16 protein-coding genes are annotated in these 19,776 nt (G+C 45.5%); 9 read left to right on the forward strand and 7 right to left on the reverse strand.

Features of this window, described 5'->3' with window-relative positions; genetic code table 11:
* The first annotated feature begins 28 nt into the window (after positions 1 to 28).
* Both EP13_RS02950 and EP13_RS02955 read left to right on the forward strand, forming a co-directional pair.
* The gene (locus EP13_RS02950) at positions 29 to 1,534 is read left to right on the forward strand and encodes a CYTH domain-containing protein (RefSeq protein ID WP_044055942.1); all 1,506 of its coding nucleotides are present in this window, start codon (positions 29 to 31) and stop codon (positions 1,532 to 1,534) included.
* 35 nt (positions 1,535 to 1,569) lie between these two features.
* The gene (locus EP13_RS02955) at positions 1,570 to 2,646 is read left to right on the forward strand and encodes a helix-turn-helix domain-containing protein (RefSeq protein WP_044055943.1); all 1,077 of its coding nucleotides are present in this window, start codon (positions 1,570 to 1,572) and stop codon (positions 2,644 to 2,646) included.
* 2 nt (positions 2,647 to 2,648) lie between these two features.
* Here the strand turns inward: EP13_RS02955 and mutH are convergent, their stop codons facing one another.
* On the reverse strand, positions 2,649 to 3,329 hold the full coding sequence (mutH, locus tag EP13_RS02960) for a DNA mismatch repair endonuclease MutH (protein WP_044055944.1): 681 nt from the start codon (positions 3,327 to 3,329) through the stop codon (positions 2,649 to 2,651).
* A gap of 114 nt (positions 3,330 to 3,443) precedes the next feature.
* On the opposite strand from mutH, the gene rppH reads away from it, so the two are divergent.
* The 7 genes from rppH (at position 3,444) to EP13_RS02995 (ending at position 10,898) form a co-directional block, all read left to right on the forward strand.
* On the forward strand, positions 3,444 to 3,986 hold the full coding sequence (gene rppH, locus EP13_RS02965) for an RNA pyrophosphohydrolase (protein WP_044058700.1): 543 nt from the start codon (positions 3,444 to 3,446) through the stop codon (positions 3,984 to 3,986).
* Between the two features lie 42 nt (positions 3,987 to 4,028).
* A complete protein-coding gene (ptsP, locus tag EP13_RS02970) occupies positions 4,029 to 6,320 on the forward strand; it encodes a phosphoenolpyruvate--protein phosphotransferase (RefSeq protein WP_044058701.1) in 2,292 nt (763 codons plus the stop codon).
* A 123-nt stretch (positions 6,321 to 6,443) separates the two neighbouring features.
* On the forward strand, positions 6,444 to 7,250 hold the full coding sequence (locus EP13_RS02975) for a sulfite exporter TauE/SafE family protein (RefSeq protein ID WP_044055946.1): 807 nt from the start codon (positions 6,444 to 6,446) through the stop codon (positions 7,248 to 7,250).
* A 5-nt stretch (positions 7,251 to 7,255) separates the two neighbouring features.
* Entirely contained in the window at positions 7,256 to 8,068 is an 813-nt protein-coding gene (gene lgt, locus EP13_RS02980; protein ID WP_044055948.1) for a prolipoprotein diacylglyceryl transferase, read from the forward strand.
* Between the two features lie 8 nt (positions 8,069 to 8,076).
* The gene (locus EP13_RS02985) at positions 8,077 to 8,910 is read left to right on the forward strand and encodes a thymidylate synthase (protein ID WP_044055950.1); all 834 of its coding nucleotides are present in this window, start codon (positions 8,077 to 8,079) and stop codon (positions 8,908 to 8,910) included.
* A 9-nt stretch (positions 8,911 to 8,919) separates the two neighbouring features.
* Positions 8,920 to 9,945: a response regulator gene (locus EP13_RS02990; RefSeq protein WP_044055951.1), complete on the forward strand. Its 1,026-nt coding sequence runs from the start codon at positions 8,920 to 8,922 to the stop codon at positions 9,943 to 9,945.
* Entirely contained in the window at positions 9,945 to 10,898 is a 954-nt protein-coding gene (locus tag EP13_RS02995) for a diguanylate cyclase (protein WP_044055953.1), read from the forward strand. The genes EP13_RS02990 and EP13_RS02995 overlap by 1 nt, the downstream gene beginning before the upstream one ends.
* A gap of 58 nt (positions 10,899 to 10,956) precedes the next feature.
* Here the strand turns inward: EP13_RS02995 and EP13_RS03000 are convergent, their stop codons facing one another.
* The 6 genes from EP13_RS03000 to rapA form a co-directional block, all read right to left on the reverse strand.
* Positions 10,957 to 13,173 carry an ATP-binding response regulator gene (locus EP13_RS03000; RefSeq protein WP_052364259.1) on the reverse strand — a complete coding sequence of 739 codons (2,217 nt, stop codon included), beginning with the start codon at positions 13,171 to 13,173 and terminating at the stop codon, positions 10,957 to 10,959.
* 137 nt (positions 13,174 to 13,310) lie between these two features.
* Positions 13,311 to 14,639 (reverse strand): AmpG family muropeptide MFS transporter, encoded by a 1,329-nt coding sequence (locus EP13_RS03005; protein WP_044055954.1) that lies wholly within the window; start codon positions 14,637 to 14,639, stop codon positions 13,311 to 13,313.
* 139 nt (positions 14,640 to 14,778) lie between these two features.
* Complete coding sequence (locus EP13_RS19015; RefSeq protein WP_081869425.1) at positions 14,779 to 15,102, reverse strand: hypothetical protein; 324 nt, start codon at positions 15,100 to 15,102, stop codon at positions 14,779 to 14,781.
* Positions 15,103 to 15,235: 133 nt separating this feature from the next.
* A complete protein-coding gene (locus tag EP13_RS03015; protein WP_197035945.1) occupies positions 15,236 to 16,036 on the reverse strand; it encodes a DUF3530 family protein in 801 nt (266 codons plus the stop codon).
* A gap of 183 nt (positions 16,037 to 16,219) precedes the next feature.
* Positions 16,220 to 16,924 (reverse strand): bifunctional tRNA pseudouridine(32) synthase/23S rRNA pseudouridine(746) synthase RluA, encoded by a 705-nt coding sequence (gene rluA / locus EP13_RS03020; RefSeq protein ID WP_044055959.1) that lies wholly within the window; start codon positions 16,922 to 16,924, stop codon positions 16,220 to 16,222.
* The gene (rapA, locus tag EP13_RS03025; RefSeq protein ID WP_044055961.1) at positions 16,924 to 19,749 is read right to left on the reverse strand and encodes an RNA polymerase-associated protein RapA; all 2,826 of its coding nucleotides are present in this window, start codon (positions 19,747 to 19,749) and stop codon (positions 16,924 to 16,926) included. The genes rluA and rapA overlap by 1 nt, the downstream gene beginning before the upstream one ends.
* Between the last annotated feature and the right edge of the window lie 27 nt (positions 19,750 to 19,776).

The raw sequence follows: 19,776 nt of genomic DNA on the forward strand, positions 1-19,776 counted from the left end.
CATAATAAAAAGGTCACAGCGCGTCGATATGTCTGAAATAGAACTAAAATTTGTCACGCAACACGATGCCCATCAAGCGTTTAAAGAGCGGGTGCTTCCGCTTTTCGAACGTCATCACGTTAAGGTGTTATCCCATGAAGAATTGCGCTTAGAGAACGACTACTACGATACCGAGCAGCAACATTTTCAACAAGCGAAAATGGGGTTTCGCGTACGTGGCAATAACGGCACTTACGAGCAAACGCTAAAGACAAATGGAAAAGTAAGCGGTGGTTTGCATCAGCGAGCTGAATACAACATACCTTTAGCAAATCCATCCCCTGATCTCACTTTGTTTGAGTCCGATGTTTGGCCCAACGATTGGCAAATTCAGTCGATGAATAGCCAGCTGGTGAGCCAATTTAGCACCCACTTTACCCGCCACGCCTATGTCGTGGAAGTGAATCATAGTACCGTAGAAGTGGTGCTAGATTGCGGAGAGGCGGCAACCACTAAAGCAAGCTCACCCATCAACGAAATTGAATTGGAATTGCAAAAAGGCGATATCGATAGCTTGTTTGTACTGGCTGCCTATATCAACAACGCCATGAACGTGCGACTTAGTGATGTCTCAAAAGCGGCTCAAGGTTACCAATTACTCCATGGATTAACTGCTAAAATTAGGCCCTTGCCCAATTTTCTCGCACTTTCCACCGAAACTACCACCGAAGAAGCGTTTTGCAGTGCAATTCAAGTGGCCCTTGCCCATTGGCAGCACCACGAGCATATGTTTATAGAAAGTGGGTCAATTAAAATGTTGGCTGAAGTGGCGAAAAGTGTGCGCTTGTTATTACAAAGTGTCTCTTTATATCTGCCCGTGCTTCAGTGCCCTCAGTTATTGTCGCTGCACAAAAGGCTCACCGCCTATGCGCAACAATGGGGTTGGCAAGATGATTTGCAGAGTTTGCGTTATTTGCTGTCGAAAAAGAGCTTGTTCCATAAAACCCTGAGTAAGCACCCCGCTATTGTCAGTTACTTACAAGGCAGAAAAGCCGGTTTATTACATGCGCACGACCCTGCCCGTTTATTTTTCGATTCACCCGCCACCGAAATCAAGTTGCAAGCCATTGATGTCATCAATGCGTTGCCATGGCGTCAAGAGGCGACGGGTTACCAATTACCTGTACTTGATCATGCGAAGGGATGGTTGTCTCAAGGTTGGCAAACGGTGCAGCAGAGTATGCCTGTGAATAAACCGATGGCACCGGCTAATTATTCCGCAGTAGAAATGCTATTGCGCCAAACCTTGTGGAGTGGTTTTTTACTCGGTGACTTGTTTGTGGAAGAGCGTGGAAACTTCCGCGCACCCTGGCTTGACTTACTCACAGGTATCGATGAATTAAATGCCTTACTCATGTTAAAGCGTGCGGTACAAGATGCCGAATTAGAAAGCCAAGCAGAACTAAGCAAATGGACCAGTGAAAAACTAAGTACCTTAATTAAAGTCATGGAGCGCACGCGCGCGGTAGCCATGCAAAAAGATATTTACTGGTAAATCCGTAGCATCACGTTAACAAGGATGTGGTTAAGATGAGTTCAGCACCGATATTTGATTACCTACTTTATGCCTTACTTGCAGGGTATGGCGTGGTAGTGATACGTTTTTTGTACCGCAGCAAACACCTTGCACAAACCAAGTGGCTAGCGTTAGCAATGGTGAGTTGGCCACTGTTTATGCTAGATGAATGGATTCGCCTGTGGCAACTTGACGCCTTTTTACCCCTGTACGGTTTAGGGGATGTTTTCGCCGTTATGTTAATGTCTGCTTGCTACCGCATGATTAAACCTATGTTACTGGCTCACCCAACACGACGCCGTCGGCTTTGGATTCCTTTGGCGATAACCGCGCTAAGTCAATGTGCCATTCTCCTTATACCTGCCAGTGAGAAAGCCCTTTGGCTTGGCGCTGCGCCAAGCGGCGCACCGTTGAACTTATGGCCCGCCTATCTGCCAGCCTTACTGACAGGGTTCAGTGTTTTGTTATTGGGTATTTTTATTACCGAGCAGGTACAAATGTATCACCATCACTTACCTGAACAGGTTGTGGATGTCCGTGAATTCCGTATAAAAGGCGTCACTGGGGCGTCGGGAGCAACAGTTGGTGTGGCTTTTACTAGTATTCTGATGGTGACGGCAGCAACCTTTGGGTTTTTCGCTTTGCCATTTTGGCAAAGTTTGCATCATGTTATTATTGGCCTGTCTTTACTGGCAATTTTATATGCGCTGACACGGCAGGTTAGCACTTCGCCTTCCCCTTTAGATTATCAGCGATTGGATATTGGAGAGGCTAAACCAGCAGAAATGCGCGAAGTCATCAGCCGTGCAGAACGTGCCGTGATCAAAACCAAAGCTTACAAGCAACTCGGGCTAACATTAAAAAGCTTTAGTCACGATGCCGGAGTAGACCCTACCACGTTGGCTATTGCACTTCAGTTGGAACAGAAAAAGAATTTTCGCAGTTTTATTTATCAATATCGATTAGATTACGCTAAAAAAGTGTTGTTACGAAGTGATGCTAATATTTCCAGTGTTGCCAAACGTTTAGGGTTGAACTCTGAAAAGTTTCTTGGTGATGTTTTGGTTAAACACTTTCAAAGTCACCCCTAAAACTAGGGGCTTGAAAACGCGTTAATCAATATATTGTGAGTAAAGGTTTTGCGTAAATAAAATCCTCTTGGGCGAGTCTTAATTCGTTCGCCCTCAGGGCCTAATGCGTCAGTGAGAACTTTGCCATTTGCCGCTTTAGGACGAATATGCAAGGCCACCCCTTGCCGTGAGGTCATCGATTCTACATTTCCGGTGAAAATATGTTCAGTCAGTTCTTCCCAGTCCCGCTGAAGAAGAGTGTCTTCCTGGAGGCTAGGCTGCCACATAAATCCGGTTGCAACGCGCCGCTCAGCTAAGGGTATTCGCCTATCTCCTTCAATAGGGAGCCATAGCACCTGCTGTAATTTATTTCGTACATTACTGGTTTCCCACGTGATGCCTGGTGGCATTAGCAAAGGAGCAAAGCACACATAGGTGGTTTCCAGCGGCCGAAAATCGCTATCAATTGGAATGGTTTTTAATTCGATACCCAACTCTGGGAAATCTTGTTGCGGTTTTGACCCAGCACTCGCTCCTAACCAACGTTCTATAAGCATGCCTGGCCAGCCCTTATGTCGCTGTAAGTCTTTAGGTATGGCGACTTCAGCCAATGTAGCAAGTTCGCCTAAACTTAAGCCTGCAATCGCGTAACAACGCTCAAGTAGGGCTTCTGCTGAGGAAGGCGGGGTAGAAGGTGGTTGCATATTGGGCTCGATAATTTGGTGACGAAATGCAGGTATTTCGATTAATGCTTTGAATGCTGTATATATTATGGAAGAATGCAAGAATATAAAAGTATAGTGTGCCCGGGAGTCTATGTGATAGATGCCGATGGATTCCGTGCGAATGTGGGCATAGTGATTTGCAACAAAATGGGTCAAATATTTTGGGCAAGACGTTATGGTCAACATTCATGGCAGTTCCCTCAAGGCGGAATTGATGAAGGGGAATCTGCTGAACAGGCTATGTTCCGAGAGCTACACGAAGAAGTGGGACTGACATCGAAAGATGTCACCATTTTAAGTGTGACTCGAAACTGGCTGAGATACAAACTGCCAAAGCGGTTAATCCGCCAAGGGAGTAATCCGGTCTGTATAGGCCAAAAACAAAAATGGTTCCTGCTACAGTTAGACTGTAACGAGCGGGATGTAAATGTATTGAAAACAGGGCATCCAGAATTTGATGACTGGCGATGGGTCAGTTATTGGTATCCCATCAGAAACGTGGTGTCGTTTAAACGTGACGTCTACCGTCGGGTGATGAAAGAATTTGCGCCCGTGGTAATGTCGGCACAACAGCGGCCACAGCAGCGCCAGCATTCAGCAACTCAACGACGTGGAAAAAAGCGTAGGCGAGGATAGGTGAAGGAGTATTAGGTGTCGTCTCAGGGTAATTCAGGTGCAATGCTAACCACATTAAAACGTATTGTGCAGGAAATGAATCGTATTCCTGCACTGGATACTGCGCTTTTTCGCCTAGCTAGCCAAGTCAAGCAAACCTTGAAAGTGGATTCTTGCTCGATTTATCTTGCCGATTACGATGCCCAAGTGTTCACCTTAAAAGCGACCGATGGCTTGCACCCCGATGCCGTAGAGTTGGTGAGAATTGGCTTTTCTGAAGGCCTTATTGGGCTAGTAGGGCAGCGAGAAGAGCCGCTTAATATTGTCAATGCCCATAGCCACCCTCGTTTTAAACACTACCCAGAAGTTAAAGAAGAAAGTTATAACGCCTTTTTAGGCACGCCCATTATTCATCAGCGTAAGGTACTGGGCGTTATTACGTTGCAACAAAGTGAAATGCGCCGCTTCAGTGAAGACGAAGAGGCCTTTTTAGTGACGTTGGCGGCACAGTTGGCTCTTGAGATCACCAATGCCGATATTCGAGGGGCACTGAATAATACGTCAAGCGTTGAAGCCATTGTGCAGCAAAAGAACGTGCGAGGTATTGCTGGCTCCCCTGGGTTGGCCATAGGTTTTGGTTTTTCCCCCGATAAATCGATAAACCTCAAAAACTACGTTATCAAGCGAACTCGCTCGCCATCTCAAGAAATTCAGCGTTATCGCTCAGGGGTTGAAATTACTCGCCAGCATGTTGATAGCCTGTCTTTGCGCTTGGACGACGGCATACCTGACGACGTTAAGTCTATATTTCAGCTGTATCATCAATTGCTTGATGCCAATAGTTTAGGTCGCGAAGTTGAGGAAAAAATTCGCGAGGGTTGGGATGCGGGCTCCTCTCTTAAAATGGTTGTGGACAGTTATGCGGCGCGCTTCCAAGCTATGGAAGACCCGTACATGCAAGAGCGCGCCATTGATATTGTTGACTTATCTGACCGTATTTTAGTCAACATCCTTAGTGAAGCGAATGGCCAAAAAGTAGAAGAAAAACGCCCCACCCGCGATAGCATCTTGGTGGCTGAAGAAGTCTCTGCCACCATGTTAGCGGAATTTCCTCGGGAGACCTTGAAAGGCATTATTTCCATTCGAGGTTCTAATAACTCTCACGCGGCTATTTTAGCGAGAGCCATGGGCGTACCCGCGGTCATGGGCTGTCAAAATGTGTCTCCGTCGTTACTCGAAGGCAAAGAAATACTGCTAGATGGTTACGCCGGTGAGGTGATTGTTTCGCCCGAGAGAAACATTAAGGCTGAGTTTAGCCAACTTATTGAAGAAGAGTCGGCCATTACCGAACGCATAGACGCTGAGGCCGGGCAGCCCTGCGAGAGCGTAGATGGTTGTCGAATGGAGCTTTACATTAACGCAGGTCTCTCTGCGGATGTAGAGGCCAACGCTGACTTTATCGGTTCAGGTATCGGCTTGTACCGTACTGAAATTCCTTTTATGTTACGAGAGCGCTTTCCCTCTGAACAAGAGCAGGTAGCGCTTTACCGTCAGGTTCTTGAATCGGCTCCTAACTTGCCCATTACCATGCGAACATTGGACGTGGGCGGGGACAAGCCTTTGCCCTATTTCCCTATTAATGAAGAAAACCCTTTTTTGGGCTGGCGAGGAATTCGTTTAACCCTCGATCATCCTGAAATATTTCTTGTCCAAGTTCGGGCTATGTTGCGCGCAAGCGTAGGATTAACCAATCTTCAAATTATGCTTCCCATGATTTCAACGGTCAGTGAAGTTAAAGAAGCAAAACGATTAGTGAACCAAGCTTACTTTGAGATTTGTGACGAAGTATGTGAAAACGGCCACGGATTGCAGCGCCCAAAACTCGGGATAATGTTGGAGGTGCCTTCAGTCCTGTATCAACTTTCTCAGTTGGCTCAACATGTTGATTTCTTCTCTGTGGGGAGCAACGATTTGACGCAGTATTTGCTCGCGGTGGATAGAAACAATACCCGCGTGGCTAGTCTATACAACAGTTACCACCCCGCGGTCCTTGCAGCCCTTAATAATATTGTTAAGCAAGCGAACGATAATGAAATACCAGTCACTATTTGCGGTGAAATTGCTGGCGAGCCAGCGGGTGCGATTCTCTTAATGGGAATGGGATATCGCCGCTTAAGTATGAACGCGTTTAATTTACGTAAAATAAACTGGCTAATACGAAAGGTCACCTTAGAAGAGAGCAAACATTTACTCTCGCAGGCGTTGAATTCCGTTAGTCATGAAGAAGTGTTCGGACATCTGAATGATTATCTGGAAACGAAAGGGTTAGGTGGGTTAATCAGAGCGGGAGCGTAATTTGCCTCCTTGTAGATATCTTCAACAGATTGTATTCACAGTCGCATGTAGACTAAAGTATAAAGTCGGGTGCAGTCAGCTGAGATTATGGTAGGCTTGTTAATCGCTAGATAGAGGGAAGCGATGGAACCCGTTTCAATTATATTTATTAGCTGTTTGGTGCTAGGGCTTGTCGTTGGCTTACTTGCGGGCATGTTAGGTATTGGCGGCGGATTGATTATTGTGCCTATTTTGTCCTACCTGCTCATTCATTTTGCCGGTATGACCATAGACAATGTCATGCCTGTGGCTGTGGCTACATCGCTTTCAACCATCATTTTTACGGGGCTTTCCTCGGCATCAGCGCATTACCGACTAGGAAATATGAACGGTACCATTGTGGGCTATACCGGCTTAGGTATCGCTATGGGTGCAGTAATTGGCGCGCAGTTAGCAAGTTATATGTCAGGGGCATGGTTAAAAAATATTTTTGCTGCGTTTGTTATTGTCATCGCATTGCAAATGTTGTTTGGTAAACAGAAGGCATCAGGGAATAACGCCTCGCCTATTATGCTTGCCTCCATTGGGGCTGTCACTGGCGTGGTATGCGCGTTAATGGGCATAGGTGGCGGAGCGCTGTTAGTTCCTGCGTTAGTTTGGTTTAATATCGATATTCGCCGCGCTATTGGTTGCGCCGCGTTCGGCGGACTAATCGTCGCTATTTTTGGTACAGTGAGTTTTGTTATTGCCGGTTGGAATGTGCCTGACTTGCCGCCTGGCAGTGTAGGATATGTATTTGTACCCGCTACCTTAGGCATAGTGGCTACCTCGGTATTTACTGCCTCTATTGGGGCAAAGGTGGGGCAAAAAGTGAACACAAAGGTGTTAAAGGCCATTTTGGCATGTCTGCTGGTAGTGGTAAGTATTAAAATGATTGCAGGATTAGAATAAAACGTATGGTTGAAAGTGGTTATTTGGTTTTTCCGAGTATTGACCCCGTCATTTTTAGTGTTGGGCCAGTAAGCGTACGCTGGTATGGCATGATGTATCTTGTCGGCTTTATCGCCGCCTATTTACTTGCACAAAAGCGTCTATCGCAAACAAATTGGAATCGTGACCAATTAAGTGATTTGCTGTTTTGGAGTTTTGTCGGGGTTATCCTTGGCGGGCGGTTAGGCTATGTATTCTTTTACCAGTTTGGCATGTTCTTAGATAATCCGTTGTACCTATTTAAAATATGGGCCGGTGGAATGTCCTTCCACGGCGGTTTACTCGGGGTGCTTACCGCCTTATTTTGGCAGGCAAAAAAAATGCAAACTACATTTTTGCAACTCGGGGACTTCGTTGCGCCCTTAGTGCCTATAGGGTTAGGTGCAGGGCGAATTGGTAACTTTTTAAATGCCGAGTTGTGGGGCAGAACCACAGATGTGCCTTGGGCCATCATTTTCCCTAATGCGGGCAGTGTGCCACGCCACCCATCGCAGCTTTATGAGTTTGCCCTTGAAGGAGTGGTGCTATTTGTTATTTTATGGCTGTTTTCTGCGAAAAAACGACCTGTAGGGGCCACGAGCGGCTTATTCCTTTTAGGGTATGGCAGTTTTAGATTCTTCGTAGAATATTTCAGAGAGCCTGATGCACATATTGGTTTGTACCAATTAGGTCTTAGTCAGGGGCAACTACTTTGTTTACCAATGATTGCGTTAGGGTTAGCGCTGATCATTCGCGCTTATACGCGCTCATCCACGCAAGTTGAACAAACGAAAACATAAGAAAAATAATGAAAGAATACCTTAAGCTAATGCGCCACGTTCGTGACAACGGCGTGAAAAAAGAAGACAGAACAGGCACCGGCACCTTGAGTGTTTTTGGTTATCAAATGCGCTTTAATTTGCAAGAGGGGTTCCCCCTTGTTACCACCAAAAAGTGCCATTTAAAGTCTATTATTCACGAGCTTTTGTGGTTTTTAAAAGGCGAAACAAACATCGCCTACCTTAAGGAAAATGGCGTCAGCATTTGGGACGAGTGGGCCACAGATGAAGGTGAATTAGGGCCTGTTTATGGTCATCAGTGGCGCAGTTGGGATCGCGGAGACGGCACCTCTGTGGACCAAATTGCAGAGCTTATTGAACAAATTAAAACCAACCCAGATTCCCGTCGTTTAATCGTGAGCGGTTGGAACCCAGCTGTTTTACCCGATACCGATTATTCTCCGAAAGAAAATGCGGCAATGGGTAAACAAGCTTTGCCGCCTTGCCATACGCTGTTTCAGTTTTATGTGTTAGAAGGTAAATTAAGTTGCCAGTTATATCAGCGAAGCGGGGATATTTTCCTTGGCGTTCCCTTTAATATTGCCAGCTATGCTCTTCTTACCATGATGGTCGCGCAGGTGTGCAATTTAGAGCCCGGCGAGTTTATTCATACCTTAGGTGATGCTCACCTGTACAGTAATCACTTAGAGCAGGTGGAGCTACAGTTAAGCCGTACACCGTTTACGCCGCCGACAATGAAAATAAACCCAGATGTAAATGATATTTTTGGCTTTAGTTTCGACGATTTCACCTTAGAGAACTACCAATCTCATCCACCTATAAAAGCCCCAGTAGCAATCTAAGGAAAGAATGTGACTACCCAAGTTCTAATTTGCGATGACTCGGGCTTTGCCCGACGACAAATGGCACGAAGTATTCCGGATGGGTGGGATGTAGATATCGCATTTGCTGAAAATGGTCAGCAGGCTATCGATCTTATTCGCGAGGGTAAAGGCGATGTCCTGTTTCTCGACTTGAATATGCCGGTCATGGATGGCTATGAAACGATGGCCTATATCCGCCAAAACGACCTTCCCTGTTTAGTCATCGTGGTATCCGGTGATGTGCAGGCACAAGCGAGAAGTAAAATGCTCAGCTTAGGTGCTATCGACTTTATTCGTAAGCCCATCGACAACGAAAAATTATCAGATATTTTAAATGCCTATGGTATTTATAGTGGCGATAAACAGGCCAGCGATCGTCACGCGGCACCGGCAAGCGTCGACAACCTTACCCTTGAAGATCAGTTTGACGCCTATCGCGAAATGGTGAATATCGCTATGGGGCGTGCCGGAGAGAATTTAGCCGAGCTCTTCGGGGAGTTTATTGATTTACCTATTCCCAATGTGAATTTACTTGAGAGCAATGAACTGTCGATGGCCATTGCAGAAATTAACAGTAAAGACAGTGTGTCAGCGGTTTCTAAAGGCTTTGTTAGTGCCGGGGTGGGGGGTGAAGCGCTGGTCATATTCAACGACACTAACTCACAAAATATTGTTCAATTATTGAAGTATGAAAACTATCAATCATCGGGCAATGTGGAGTTAGAGGCACTGATGGATGTATCTAACATCCTTATAGGCGCGTGTCTTAATGGATTATCAGAGCAGTTAAACCTGTCTTTTAGCCATACACATCCAGTTTTACTGGGACAACATCAAGGTCTCTCCGCCCTGTTAAGTGACAACGTTAAACAGTGGGGAAAGGTGATGGCCATTGAAATTGGTTACGCCATTAAATCGAGAAATATTGCTTTTGACTTATTGTTATTGTTTCCCGATGCAGCCATGAATGAAATATACGCGCGGCTAGTAGAAACAAACAGGGATGTAAACTGATGGACGCCTTCGCCTTAAAACAGAGTATTACCAACGAGCTTATAAATGCCATTGATGTAGGTGTAGTGGTGCTCGACAGTGACTTTTGTGTCGAGGTGTGGAACCAGTTCATGGAAAATCATGCGTCAATTAAGCCAGCAGATATTGTTGGCCAGTCCTTATTTAGTCACTTTCCGGAAATTGATGAAGGGTGGCTTAGGCAAAAGTCGGTTCCTATTTTCAACTTACGTAGCCCTGTCTTTATTATTTGGGAGCAGCGTCAGTATTTATTTAAATTTGGCGCAAACCGCCCAGTCACTTGTGGCGCTCACCACATGTATCAAAATGTCACCATGTTTCCGATTATCGGCGACAATGGCGAAGTATCGCGTTTTTGTATCATGGTGTATGACGTTACCGATCAAGCATTAAGTAAATTAGGCATGAGCCGTCTGAACGACGAGCTTAAAGTCGCCAGTCGCATTGACGGTTTAACAGGGCTTTTTAATCGGCGCTATTGGCAAGAGCGTTTCGAGCAAGCCTACAAATTAGCGAAACGAAGAGAAAAACCTAGCACGGCACTCATGTTAGACATTGACCACTTCAAAAAAGTCAATGATACCTATGGGCATCAAGCCGGAGATAGCGTTATTCAAAGCTTGGCACATTTAATTAAGCGATGCGTCAGAGAAACCGATTTGGCGGGGAGATACGGTGGAGAAGAATTTGCCGTTATTTTGACAGACTCAGCGGTGGATAATGCTGTTACGGTCGCCGAGCGCCTAAGACGTCTGGCTGAGCATTCACAGGTTGAGCACGAAGGTCAAATTATCAAATTCAATATAAGCGTGGGGTTAGCAGAGTTTTCTCCCTTGTGCGATTCGCCTATGGAGTGGCTTGAGCGAGCCGATCAGGCCTTATACCAAGCCAAGCAAACCGGCCGAAATAAATATTGCGTGTGGCAAGAGCAGTAACCTTAGGTTATGCCTGTTAGCCTTGCGACGGTAGTGGCGACACGTCATGCAATACAGGTTAATGCTCTGATTGATATAAAAAAGACAGCCTAAGTGTATTTTTCAATTCTTGGAAGGTAACCGGCTTCACTAAATGATACCGAATACCCGCTTTTAAGCTTAGTTCCTTGTCGCTTTTATGGGCATTGGCCGTGAGCGCAATAATGGGAATACTTGGGTGCTGTTCTCTTATTATACGCGCCACTTCAAGCCCATTGATGTCTGGCAGGTTAATATCTAACAGTACAGCATCAAATGCGCCTTCTCTCGCCGCAATGATAGCTTCTTCCCCAGAGCGCACGGTGGTGGGGATATGGCCCATGCACAGCATCATATTTTCAACCATTTCAGCATTTATCGCCTCATCCTCTATCACTAATACCCTAGCATGAGAGAAGCTTTGTAATGTTTTTCCTCGTGGATTCGCTAAATGGTGAAGACAATCTACAATTCTATTCTTATCAATTGGCTTCACAAAAGACTGCCATACTTCAACGTTATGGTTGGCGATAATATTGGCAATATCCGGTGTTGCTGATAACACAATAATTGGTGGAGTACGGTCACCATAAATGGCAGTGAGGGTGTTGATGAGCTCGATGCCGTTAATGCCAGGCATATATAAATCGACAAACACCCCCGAAAATTGCAGTACCTCGTCATGTAAATTGAGTAAGTCAGAACCGGATGCAAAGCATCGCGTTCTATAGCCTTCTGCATTAATGAGGTTTTGAATATGAATGCGGGATATTTCTAAATCATCCACAATCGCAAAGCGGGCAGTGCCACAAACATGTTGCTCAGGAACATCGTCGTTAATGGGGCTGATGGGTATATTAAGGGTAAATTCACTTCCTAGCCCTTGTTCACTGTTTACTTCTAAGCTTCCATTCAGTGCGTCGAGCGACTTCTTCACTATCGACAACCCAATTCCTGCACCTGGGTAGCGTTGATTATAGGGTTGGCTCCCACGGTAAAAGCGTTCAAAGATTCGCGCTTGTTCCCCATCGCCAATGCCAATGCCTGAATCTACCACTTTTACCACAAGGTAGACTTTTTTGTCCTTCACTTTAGTCGTGATATTGGTATCTATAATACCGTTGGAGGTAAATTTAACGGCGTTATCTAGAATATTTTTTAATATATTGGCAATTAAGGTGGGGTCGCCGTCAATGTAGTGGGGCACGCTATGACTACAGTGCATACTGAACTCTACTTGTTTATCCCTTACTTGAACTGAGAAGGGCGCAATACATTCATCCAGTAAGCTAATTAAATCAATACGTGTAGTGTGAGGGGTGATGGATGATTCATCACTTAGCACATCGAGTAAGTTATTCGTCAAATTAAGTAGGCGAAAGCAAGATTGTTCCGCTTGCTGAATTAATTTGGATTGCTTGTCTTTCATATTCGGTAGTAGTTCTAAAGCGGCGACAATGGCACTTATTGGAGCGCGAAATTCGTGACTCATTAAGTTTAAGAACTGCTTTTTTCCCGGCTCCAATGGCAAAGGTGACTGAGAGGAATAAGCTGATAAATTGCTTTCACTTTTCTTTGATTCGTCGGTGAGAGGATTCGCCTCGAGTGTGCGCGCCTGCTGTCGGCTTTTATACAGGTGCCAGGATACGATAGTAAGGCTAAGCAACAGTATTGCGAAGGCCAAATTGAGCGTCATTTGCGCTTTCTTACTTAAGGCATCTTCTTGGGATATCAGTACTTGTTCTTGTATCTGCAAATGGGTAATGATGGCGTTTAAGGGGAGCTTATTTGATAAAAGCCGCAGTGCCTCATCCGGAGAATATTGAACCAAGCTTCTTAGCAGGTTTAGGGTGGTTATACTTTGATGAATAAGCCCCGCATTCCCAATGGATTCTCGGTACGCCTCATATTGATCAACTTGTATGATGCGGCGGGAAAAGTCTATTTCGTCCGCTTGTGTTTTTAGGTAATTGACGAAATGAAAGTCAGCTTCAGTGGTAAGGCTAAGTAACTGACGTTGTAATACGAAAATGGAATCTAGATTTTCATCCTGGTAATAGCTTTCTACGTTTCTTTCAATATTGTAAAAGGTATTCTCTACACCATTCAAAGATAGCAGAGAGGCGCGCAAGGCGGTTTGCTGTTGAAACAGTGTGTAGTGATAGCCGTAAAAGAATAAGGTTAATCCAAGCATTAGCCAAATTAGCGGCACAAGGCGAGTTTTATACATCGATAGCAGGTGAGTGACGTAGCGCATTTATACTCCATTATGACAGCCAAGGTCGTCTCGTTGTGCGCGATATAGCGGGTTAAGGCGAGCGTTAATTTCCAAGGTAGATGGAATATACCCTAACTTTAGTCGCTAAAGGCTGAATTGCCAACTTTGTGTTCCTGTTAGGTTGGCGGGTGTTCAAGGTGTTGAATTTTGTCCTTTATTCGATATAAGAAATACAAGCTTGGTAGCACCATTAAGGCGGTAGCAATGAAAAAGAAGCTCCAATTGCCATCAAGGGCATCGACAACGAAACCACTGCCCGCCGCTAAAAATGTTCGCCCAGCAACGCTTAATGAGGCCATTAGAGCGTATTGCGTGGCACTAAACGCTCGATGACATAAAAGCGAAATGAAGGCCACCATGGCTACGGTACTCCATGCTGATGTGAAACCATCCACGATCACAGCGGCAGCTAATAGGGTAACGTTTGGTCCGGATTGAGCAATCCATGCAAACATCAAATTGGACGCGGCCATGGCAATACCCGCCGTCATTAAACCACGATAGATACCATAGCGAATATTCACCATACCGCCCACAAGTGAGAATAATATAGTCACCCACCAATTAAGGAGTTTCGAATAGGTGCCTATATCGCTGTTTGAAAATCCAATTTCTTTGTAAAAAACCAAACTCATGCGACCTAGGAAGGCTTCGCCTATTTTAAAAAGAAAGATAAACAATAGAAAAGAGAGAGCGAGTTGTACCCCATTACGAACGAAAAACTCAGCAAAAGGCGCAATTAAGGTTTGCTTTATCCACGTTAGGAACCGATTTTTTGTTGAAAGCGGAATGTGAGACACCGCACTTTCTAATAAGCGCTCTCTGGCAATCGCCGGCTCTCTTGCTAATAAGGTGCCTAACATCAGTATGCCCATTGCCGCGGCAAGTAAGAGGTACACGTTGGGCCAATAAAAGTAGGGCGTATCTACGAGGAAAAACGGAATGGCGCCCAGGCCTCCAAAGCCGGTCCACCATCCTGCAGTGGCAACGGACGATGCGGCAGAGAGCCCATCTTTATCGCTCTCATCAATGATATCAATTCTGTAGCCATCAATAGCAATATCTTGTGTGGATGAACATAGTGCAATACAGAAACTAAAAAGAGCGAGGTAGAAAAGATGCGTGTCAGCGGTAAGTTGTGACATCGCAACACAGCCGAGGGCAATGCCTATTTGCATGGAGATAATCCATCCTCTCCGCTGCCCTAAGAATAAGGGTTTAATTCGGTCTATCAGCGGTGACCATAGGAAATTAAGGGAATAAACTGAGAAAACTATGCCAAAGAGTCCGATGGCCGATCGCGACAAGCCTTCATCGGCAAGCCAAGCATTTAAAACTGAACCAATCATCACCCAGGGGACACCGCTTGCAATACCAAAGATAAAAATACTGAGGTAGCGACGATCATTAAAGGTTTTAAGGGACTGCAGCAAAGAACAACTCATCAGCAATAAGGGAAAATGCTATTGAGCCATGTTAGCACTTAATGTGCAACGTCTTAAATAAGGAAATAATGCCTTCTTGATAGCAATGACCATTGATACCAAGAAGGGCTATTAACAAATGAAAATTCTACGCCGACATTTAAGGGCGAATGCCTACGCAGTCAAACGGGCAGTGACCTTTGCCTTCTAAAAAAAGCACACAGTTAGTGAGCTCTTCTATAAGGTAGGTATCGTGCGCCAATTTATCTTCAGGCCAATAATGAACTTGGTGTAACAAATGCCAAAATACACGCTCTTTGGGCGTATAGGGTTGCGTAAAGGTGTATTCTATCTGGCCCCACTCTTCCATACTATCCCAAAAGAATAGCTCGACCTCCTCGATTGGAAGCTCTCCATGCCAGAATGCTCGCAAATAAAAACACAGCTGCTTGGCTTTTTTATTGACAAACTCTTGTACAGTCACAGAGATTCAGCCGCTGGTTAATTTGTTTCAATGAATTATAGTTTATTACGAACTTACTGCCTTAAACGCCGATGCATTTAAAGCTAGGTTGCTGTTTTATTGCAAAAATTAGACTAAACAATTTGCGTTTGTATTACCAGCCTAAATATCGTGTCCAGCCAATAATATGTCCACTAAGAATATGAATGTACGGGGGTTTGTCATTGTCCATTAGACTAAAAGTTGAAATTTGAGCAGGAATGGACTGTTGGCGGTAGTGTAATTTTAATGAGGTGGCGGCTTTATGCCTGCGTTTAGAGGCTGTTTGATGTGCCCAGGCATTCACATTGGGCAATGATAAATCGAGCACGGGAAAACTAGTACTGGCAATGACATCAGGGATGGCACGGTTTATTTGCGCTTCTGGCCAAAATGGCGAGAGGGTCACCAAGGTGCTTGGCGCCGCTATTTTTTCCTGCGCCCCTAAATCTAAAACTTGTGCGGCGGTCATTCCTTGGGAAACAATCACTCGAAACCCTTGATGTCCCTGACTGTAATTGTCTAACGCGTTAAGCAATACCACAAGATGTTGGGCACTGGCTTGATAATCGAGTTGGGTTGAACGGCTGTCTATTCTTGGATGGGCGCCGCTACTCTCGCCCTTTGCATCTTCACTTGTATTTTCAGCCCAAACGGGGTTGCCTAAAATTAAAGGTATAGGGCTTACAATACAATGCCAACCTTTTTCACTTAACGATTCAGCTAACGCTTTTGATTGCGTAAGATTCAGCTCGTTAGAAGACTGGTCGGCCAGTATATACACCACCCCGCGAGAAAGCGGTGTAGAAGCGGGAATGTCAAAGATAGGTACCGCCGTATCGCCCACCATCAATTGAGACAGTTCGTTGGGTAAAAAGGCGTTTGAAATGTCGCTGTAAAAGCTTGCCCAGCTCATTTTGCAAAATGCACTAGCAATTAAAAAAGCCAAAATGAAACGAAAAGGACGGACCATGTTATACCTGTATATTTTCTTCATATTTATATCGGCAAGCGCGATGACTTCTTCAATAAAATTCTAGTATACAGCGTATAAAAGGGTTAGCCCTCCTTGAGCGCAACGCATTCGCAGCGCTATGCGCTAGGGCCTGATCTCATCAAACAGGGGCTTAGGCACATAGTCACTAAAAGGAATAGGGCTATTAAATGTCATTGCTTCTAGGGTTACCGGATGTGCAAAACAGAGCGATTCAGCATGGAGTTGCAACCTAGGCGCCATGGCTAGCGCCTTCTCATGGGCGTATAGCCTATCACCTAATATGGGGTGGCCAAGGGCTAACATGTGCACCCTAAGCTGGTGGGAGCGACCTGTCACCGGATATAGCGCTACCAGTGTTTCGTCACCCTCTTGTTGTATGGTTTGGTAACGAGTGTGAGCAGGTTTACCCCTTTCATGATCCACCATTTGCTTTGGCCGGTTAGGCCAATCGCAAATAAGCGGTAGCCTTATCTCGCCCTCTGCTTGTTCAACGTTGCCAAACACTCGAGCGAAATAGCGCTTTCGAGTTTGACGAAGCTCGAACTGCTTCGATATATGCCTATGACTGGCCTTATTCAAGGCCATCACCATGATACCAGAAGTGGCCATATCCAAGCGATGCACGACAGTCGCAGTTGGAAACACATGGTTTACTCGGCCGATTAGGGCATCTTTATGCTCGTCAGCCTTTCCAGGCACACTGAGTAACCCGCTGGGTTTATCGGCCACTAAGATGTGGTCATCGTAATACACTATACGTAAATACGGTGACATTGGAGGCCGGTACACGAAAGAGGGGTTCGCCATTAGGGATTATTTACCACGATACGTAATGCATCCAATTGTACATCAGCAGACTGAATAACCTTGTTTAACGTTTGCATTTGCGTTTCTATAAATGCAATTTCACTGTCTCTTACCGCTGGGTTACGTTTTTGTAAGTCTTTAAGGCGCTGAATTTCCCCATTTAATGTTTCATGCATGTTTTCCAGGGCATCGTGCAATAGTGTGTTGGCTTGTTGATGCGCCAGTTTTCTTGCGGTTTCAATAGCAAGCGTAAGGGGTTGTTGCAAAGCCTTAATGAGCTGTGAGGAAATTTTACGGCCCACTTTGCGACTAATTTGCACATCAAGATCGACGGCGTTGCCTTGCGCATCTAAACAAATCCGCACCGGTGTTTGAGGTAAGAAGCGGCCTAGCTGTAGAGATTTTGGTGCGCTTGCGTCAAGTACGAATAACGCCTCTACCCAATATGCCCCTTTGGGCAATGTGGGATCTGCCATAAAGCCCATGCTGCTTTTGCCATGAACATCAGTAAGAATGACATCAATGGCGGTATGCACTAATGGGTGATCCCAGCTTAAAAAGTGCACATTTTCTAATACCGTGGCCACACGACGCTTATAAGTTACGGTCATGCCTTCTGGATCAAGTCCAGGAATTTGGCTCACCATATGTTCAGTGGGCATGAGAATAAAACAGTCGTTATCTTTTTCTTCTTGTTGCACGCCAATAGCGTCGAAGACGCGACCCATAAATCGTGACAAGTCTTGGGAAGTATCAAGGTCGATAATGTCTTCTAATAGTTTCTCTACCCGACCTTCACCCGACGCGTTGAGTTCTAAAAGGCGATCCCGTCCTGCTTCTAGTTGGCTGACGAGCTGACTATTTAGGGTATGGCTTAAATTAATGAGTTCTTCTCTTGCACGGTCGTCTGACGGCTTAAGGCAAGCCCCAATAAGTAAGGGTTTGACGTCGTCAAAAACCCCAGCACCTGTGGGGCAGGTCTTTTCAAATGCATTCAAGCCCTGGTGATACCAATCTACCAACACATTCTGCGCACTTTGTGCTAAGTAGGGTACGTGGATTTGTACCGTATGCATTTGTCCTATGCGGTCTAAACGGCCAATGCGCTGTTCAAGTAAATCTGGCGTAATGGGTAAATCGAACAAGACCAAGTGATGGGCAAATTGGAAATTGCGCCCTTCACTACCAATTTCACTACATAGCAGAATTTGAGCACCATCTTCATCATCGGCAAAATAGTGAGCGGCTTTATCTCGCTCAACGATGCTCATACCTTCATGAAACACACTATGGCGAATGCCTGTTTGTGTTCTTATCACTTCGCCAAGCTCTTGTGCTGTGCGTGCACTGGCACAAATGAGCAATATTTTTTCTGGCTTAACCGAGTTCATAAAGTCGAGTAACCACTCAACTCTGGGGTCTACCTGCGTCCAAGTATTGACCACACTAGGCATGCGTTCGGGATAAAGCGCGTAAGTGAGGTTGCCTTCGCTTAAGGCGGCATCGTAGGCCGCGGGTAAGGCAAGCGGATATGCAGATAATGCACGCTCTGGAAAGCCTTCAATATTTGCACGGCGGTTTCTAAACAACATTCGCCCGGTGCCGTGACAATCAATAAGTTGATGAACAAGGTTATTGCGAGCTTTTGCATCATTCAAATCGCCGGCGTGAGCCATTATGTCAGGGGCGAAGTCATTCAGTTTAGCGCGTTGCTTTGGATTGGGCTGGGCATCAGATAGCAAGGGGGCGACGGCGTCCGCCAACTGGCTATAACGTGATTCTTCGGTTAAAAACGCCTCGTAACTATGAAAACGGGCAGGATCAAGTAACCGTAAGCGAGCAAAATGACTTTCATGGCCTAATTGGTCAGGGGTCGCGGTGAGCAGAAGCACCCCTGGCGTTGCGTTTGCCAAAGCCTCTACACATAAATATTCTTGTGAAGGCGTGTCTTGAGACCATGCAAGGTGATGGGCTTCATCAACGACCATTAAATCCCATGAGGCCGCTTGAATCTGCGTTTGGCGTTTAGGGTTTTGGCTAATGAAATCGATACTGCTAAGTACCAGCTGGTCGTTTTCAAACGGATTGGCATCATCGTCATCCAGTGCTTCACATCGACTTTCATCGAAAATAGCAAAAGGTAAATTCACCCGTCGTAACATCTCAACTAACCACTGATGCACGAGTGAGTCAGGCACCAAAATAAGCACCCGCTGGGCACGGCCAGTGCGTAATTGTTGGTGAATGATTAAGGCGGCTTCAATGGTTTTGCCCAGTCCAACTTCATCAGCAAGTAATACTCTTGGAGCGTGGCGAGAGCCCACTTCAGACGCAATATGTAGCTGATGAGGAATTAGGGATATACGCGCTCCTGCAAGCCCTATAGTACTTGAACGTAAGTATTCGTATTGATGATTAAGTGCACTAAGGCGTAAATCGAACCATTTGGGATTGTCGAGTTGCTCGCTAAATAATCGTCGCTCAGGTTGGTTTAAGCGAATGTGGTGATCCAGCATGGTTTCAGAGAGGCGTACTTGGGCTTTATTGTCTTCCCTGATACCGGAATAAATGCACACGCCTTGGCTTTCTTCGATGTCAGAGATGGTCATTTCCCACCCGTCCTGACTTTTAACCGTTTCACCAATATCAAAAATTAACCGCGTTAACGGCGCTTCTTGTTTGGTGTACATTCGCGCTTCGCCTGTGGCAGGGAAGAGAATTTCAACTGAACGAAAATCGACACCAATAACCGCACCAAGACCCAGCTCGGTTTCTGTATTACTTAACCAACGCTGACCAATAGAAAACGGGCTTTCTGAACTCATATATCACCAACCTTTTTTACGGGGGCG

Source organism: Alteromonas australica, assembly GCF_000730385.1.
GTDB lineage: Bacteria > Pseudomonadota > Gammaproteobacteria > Enterobacterales > Alteromonadaceae > Alteromonas > Alteromonas australica.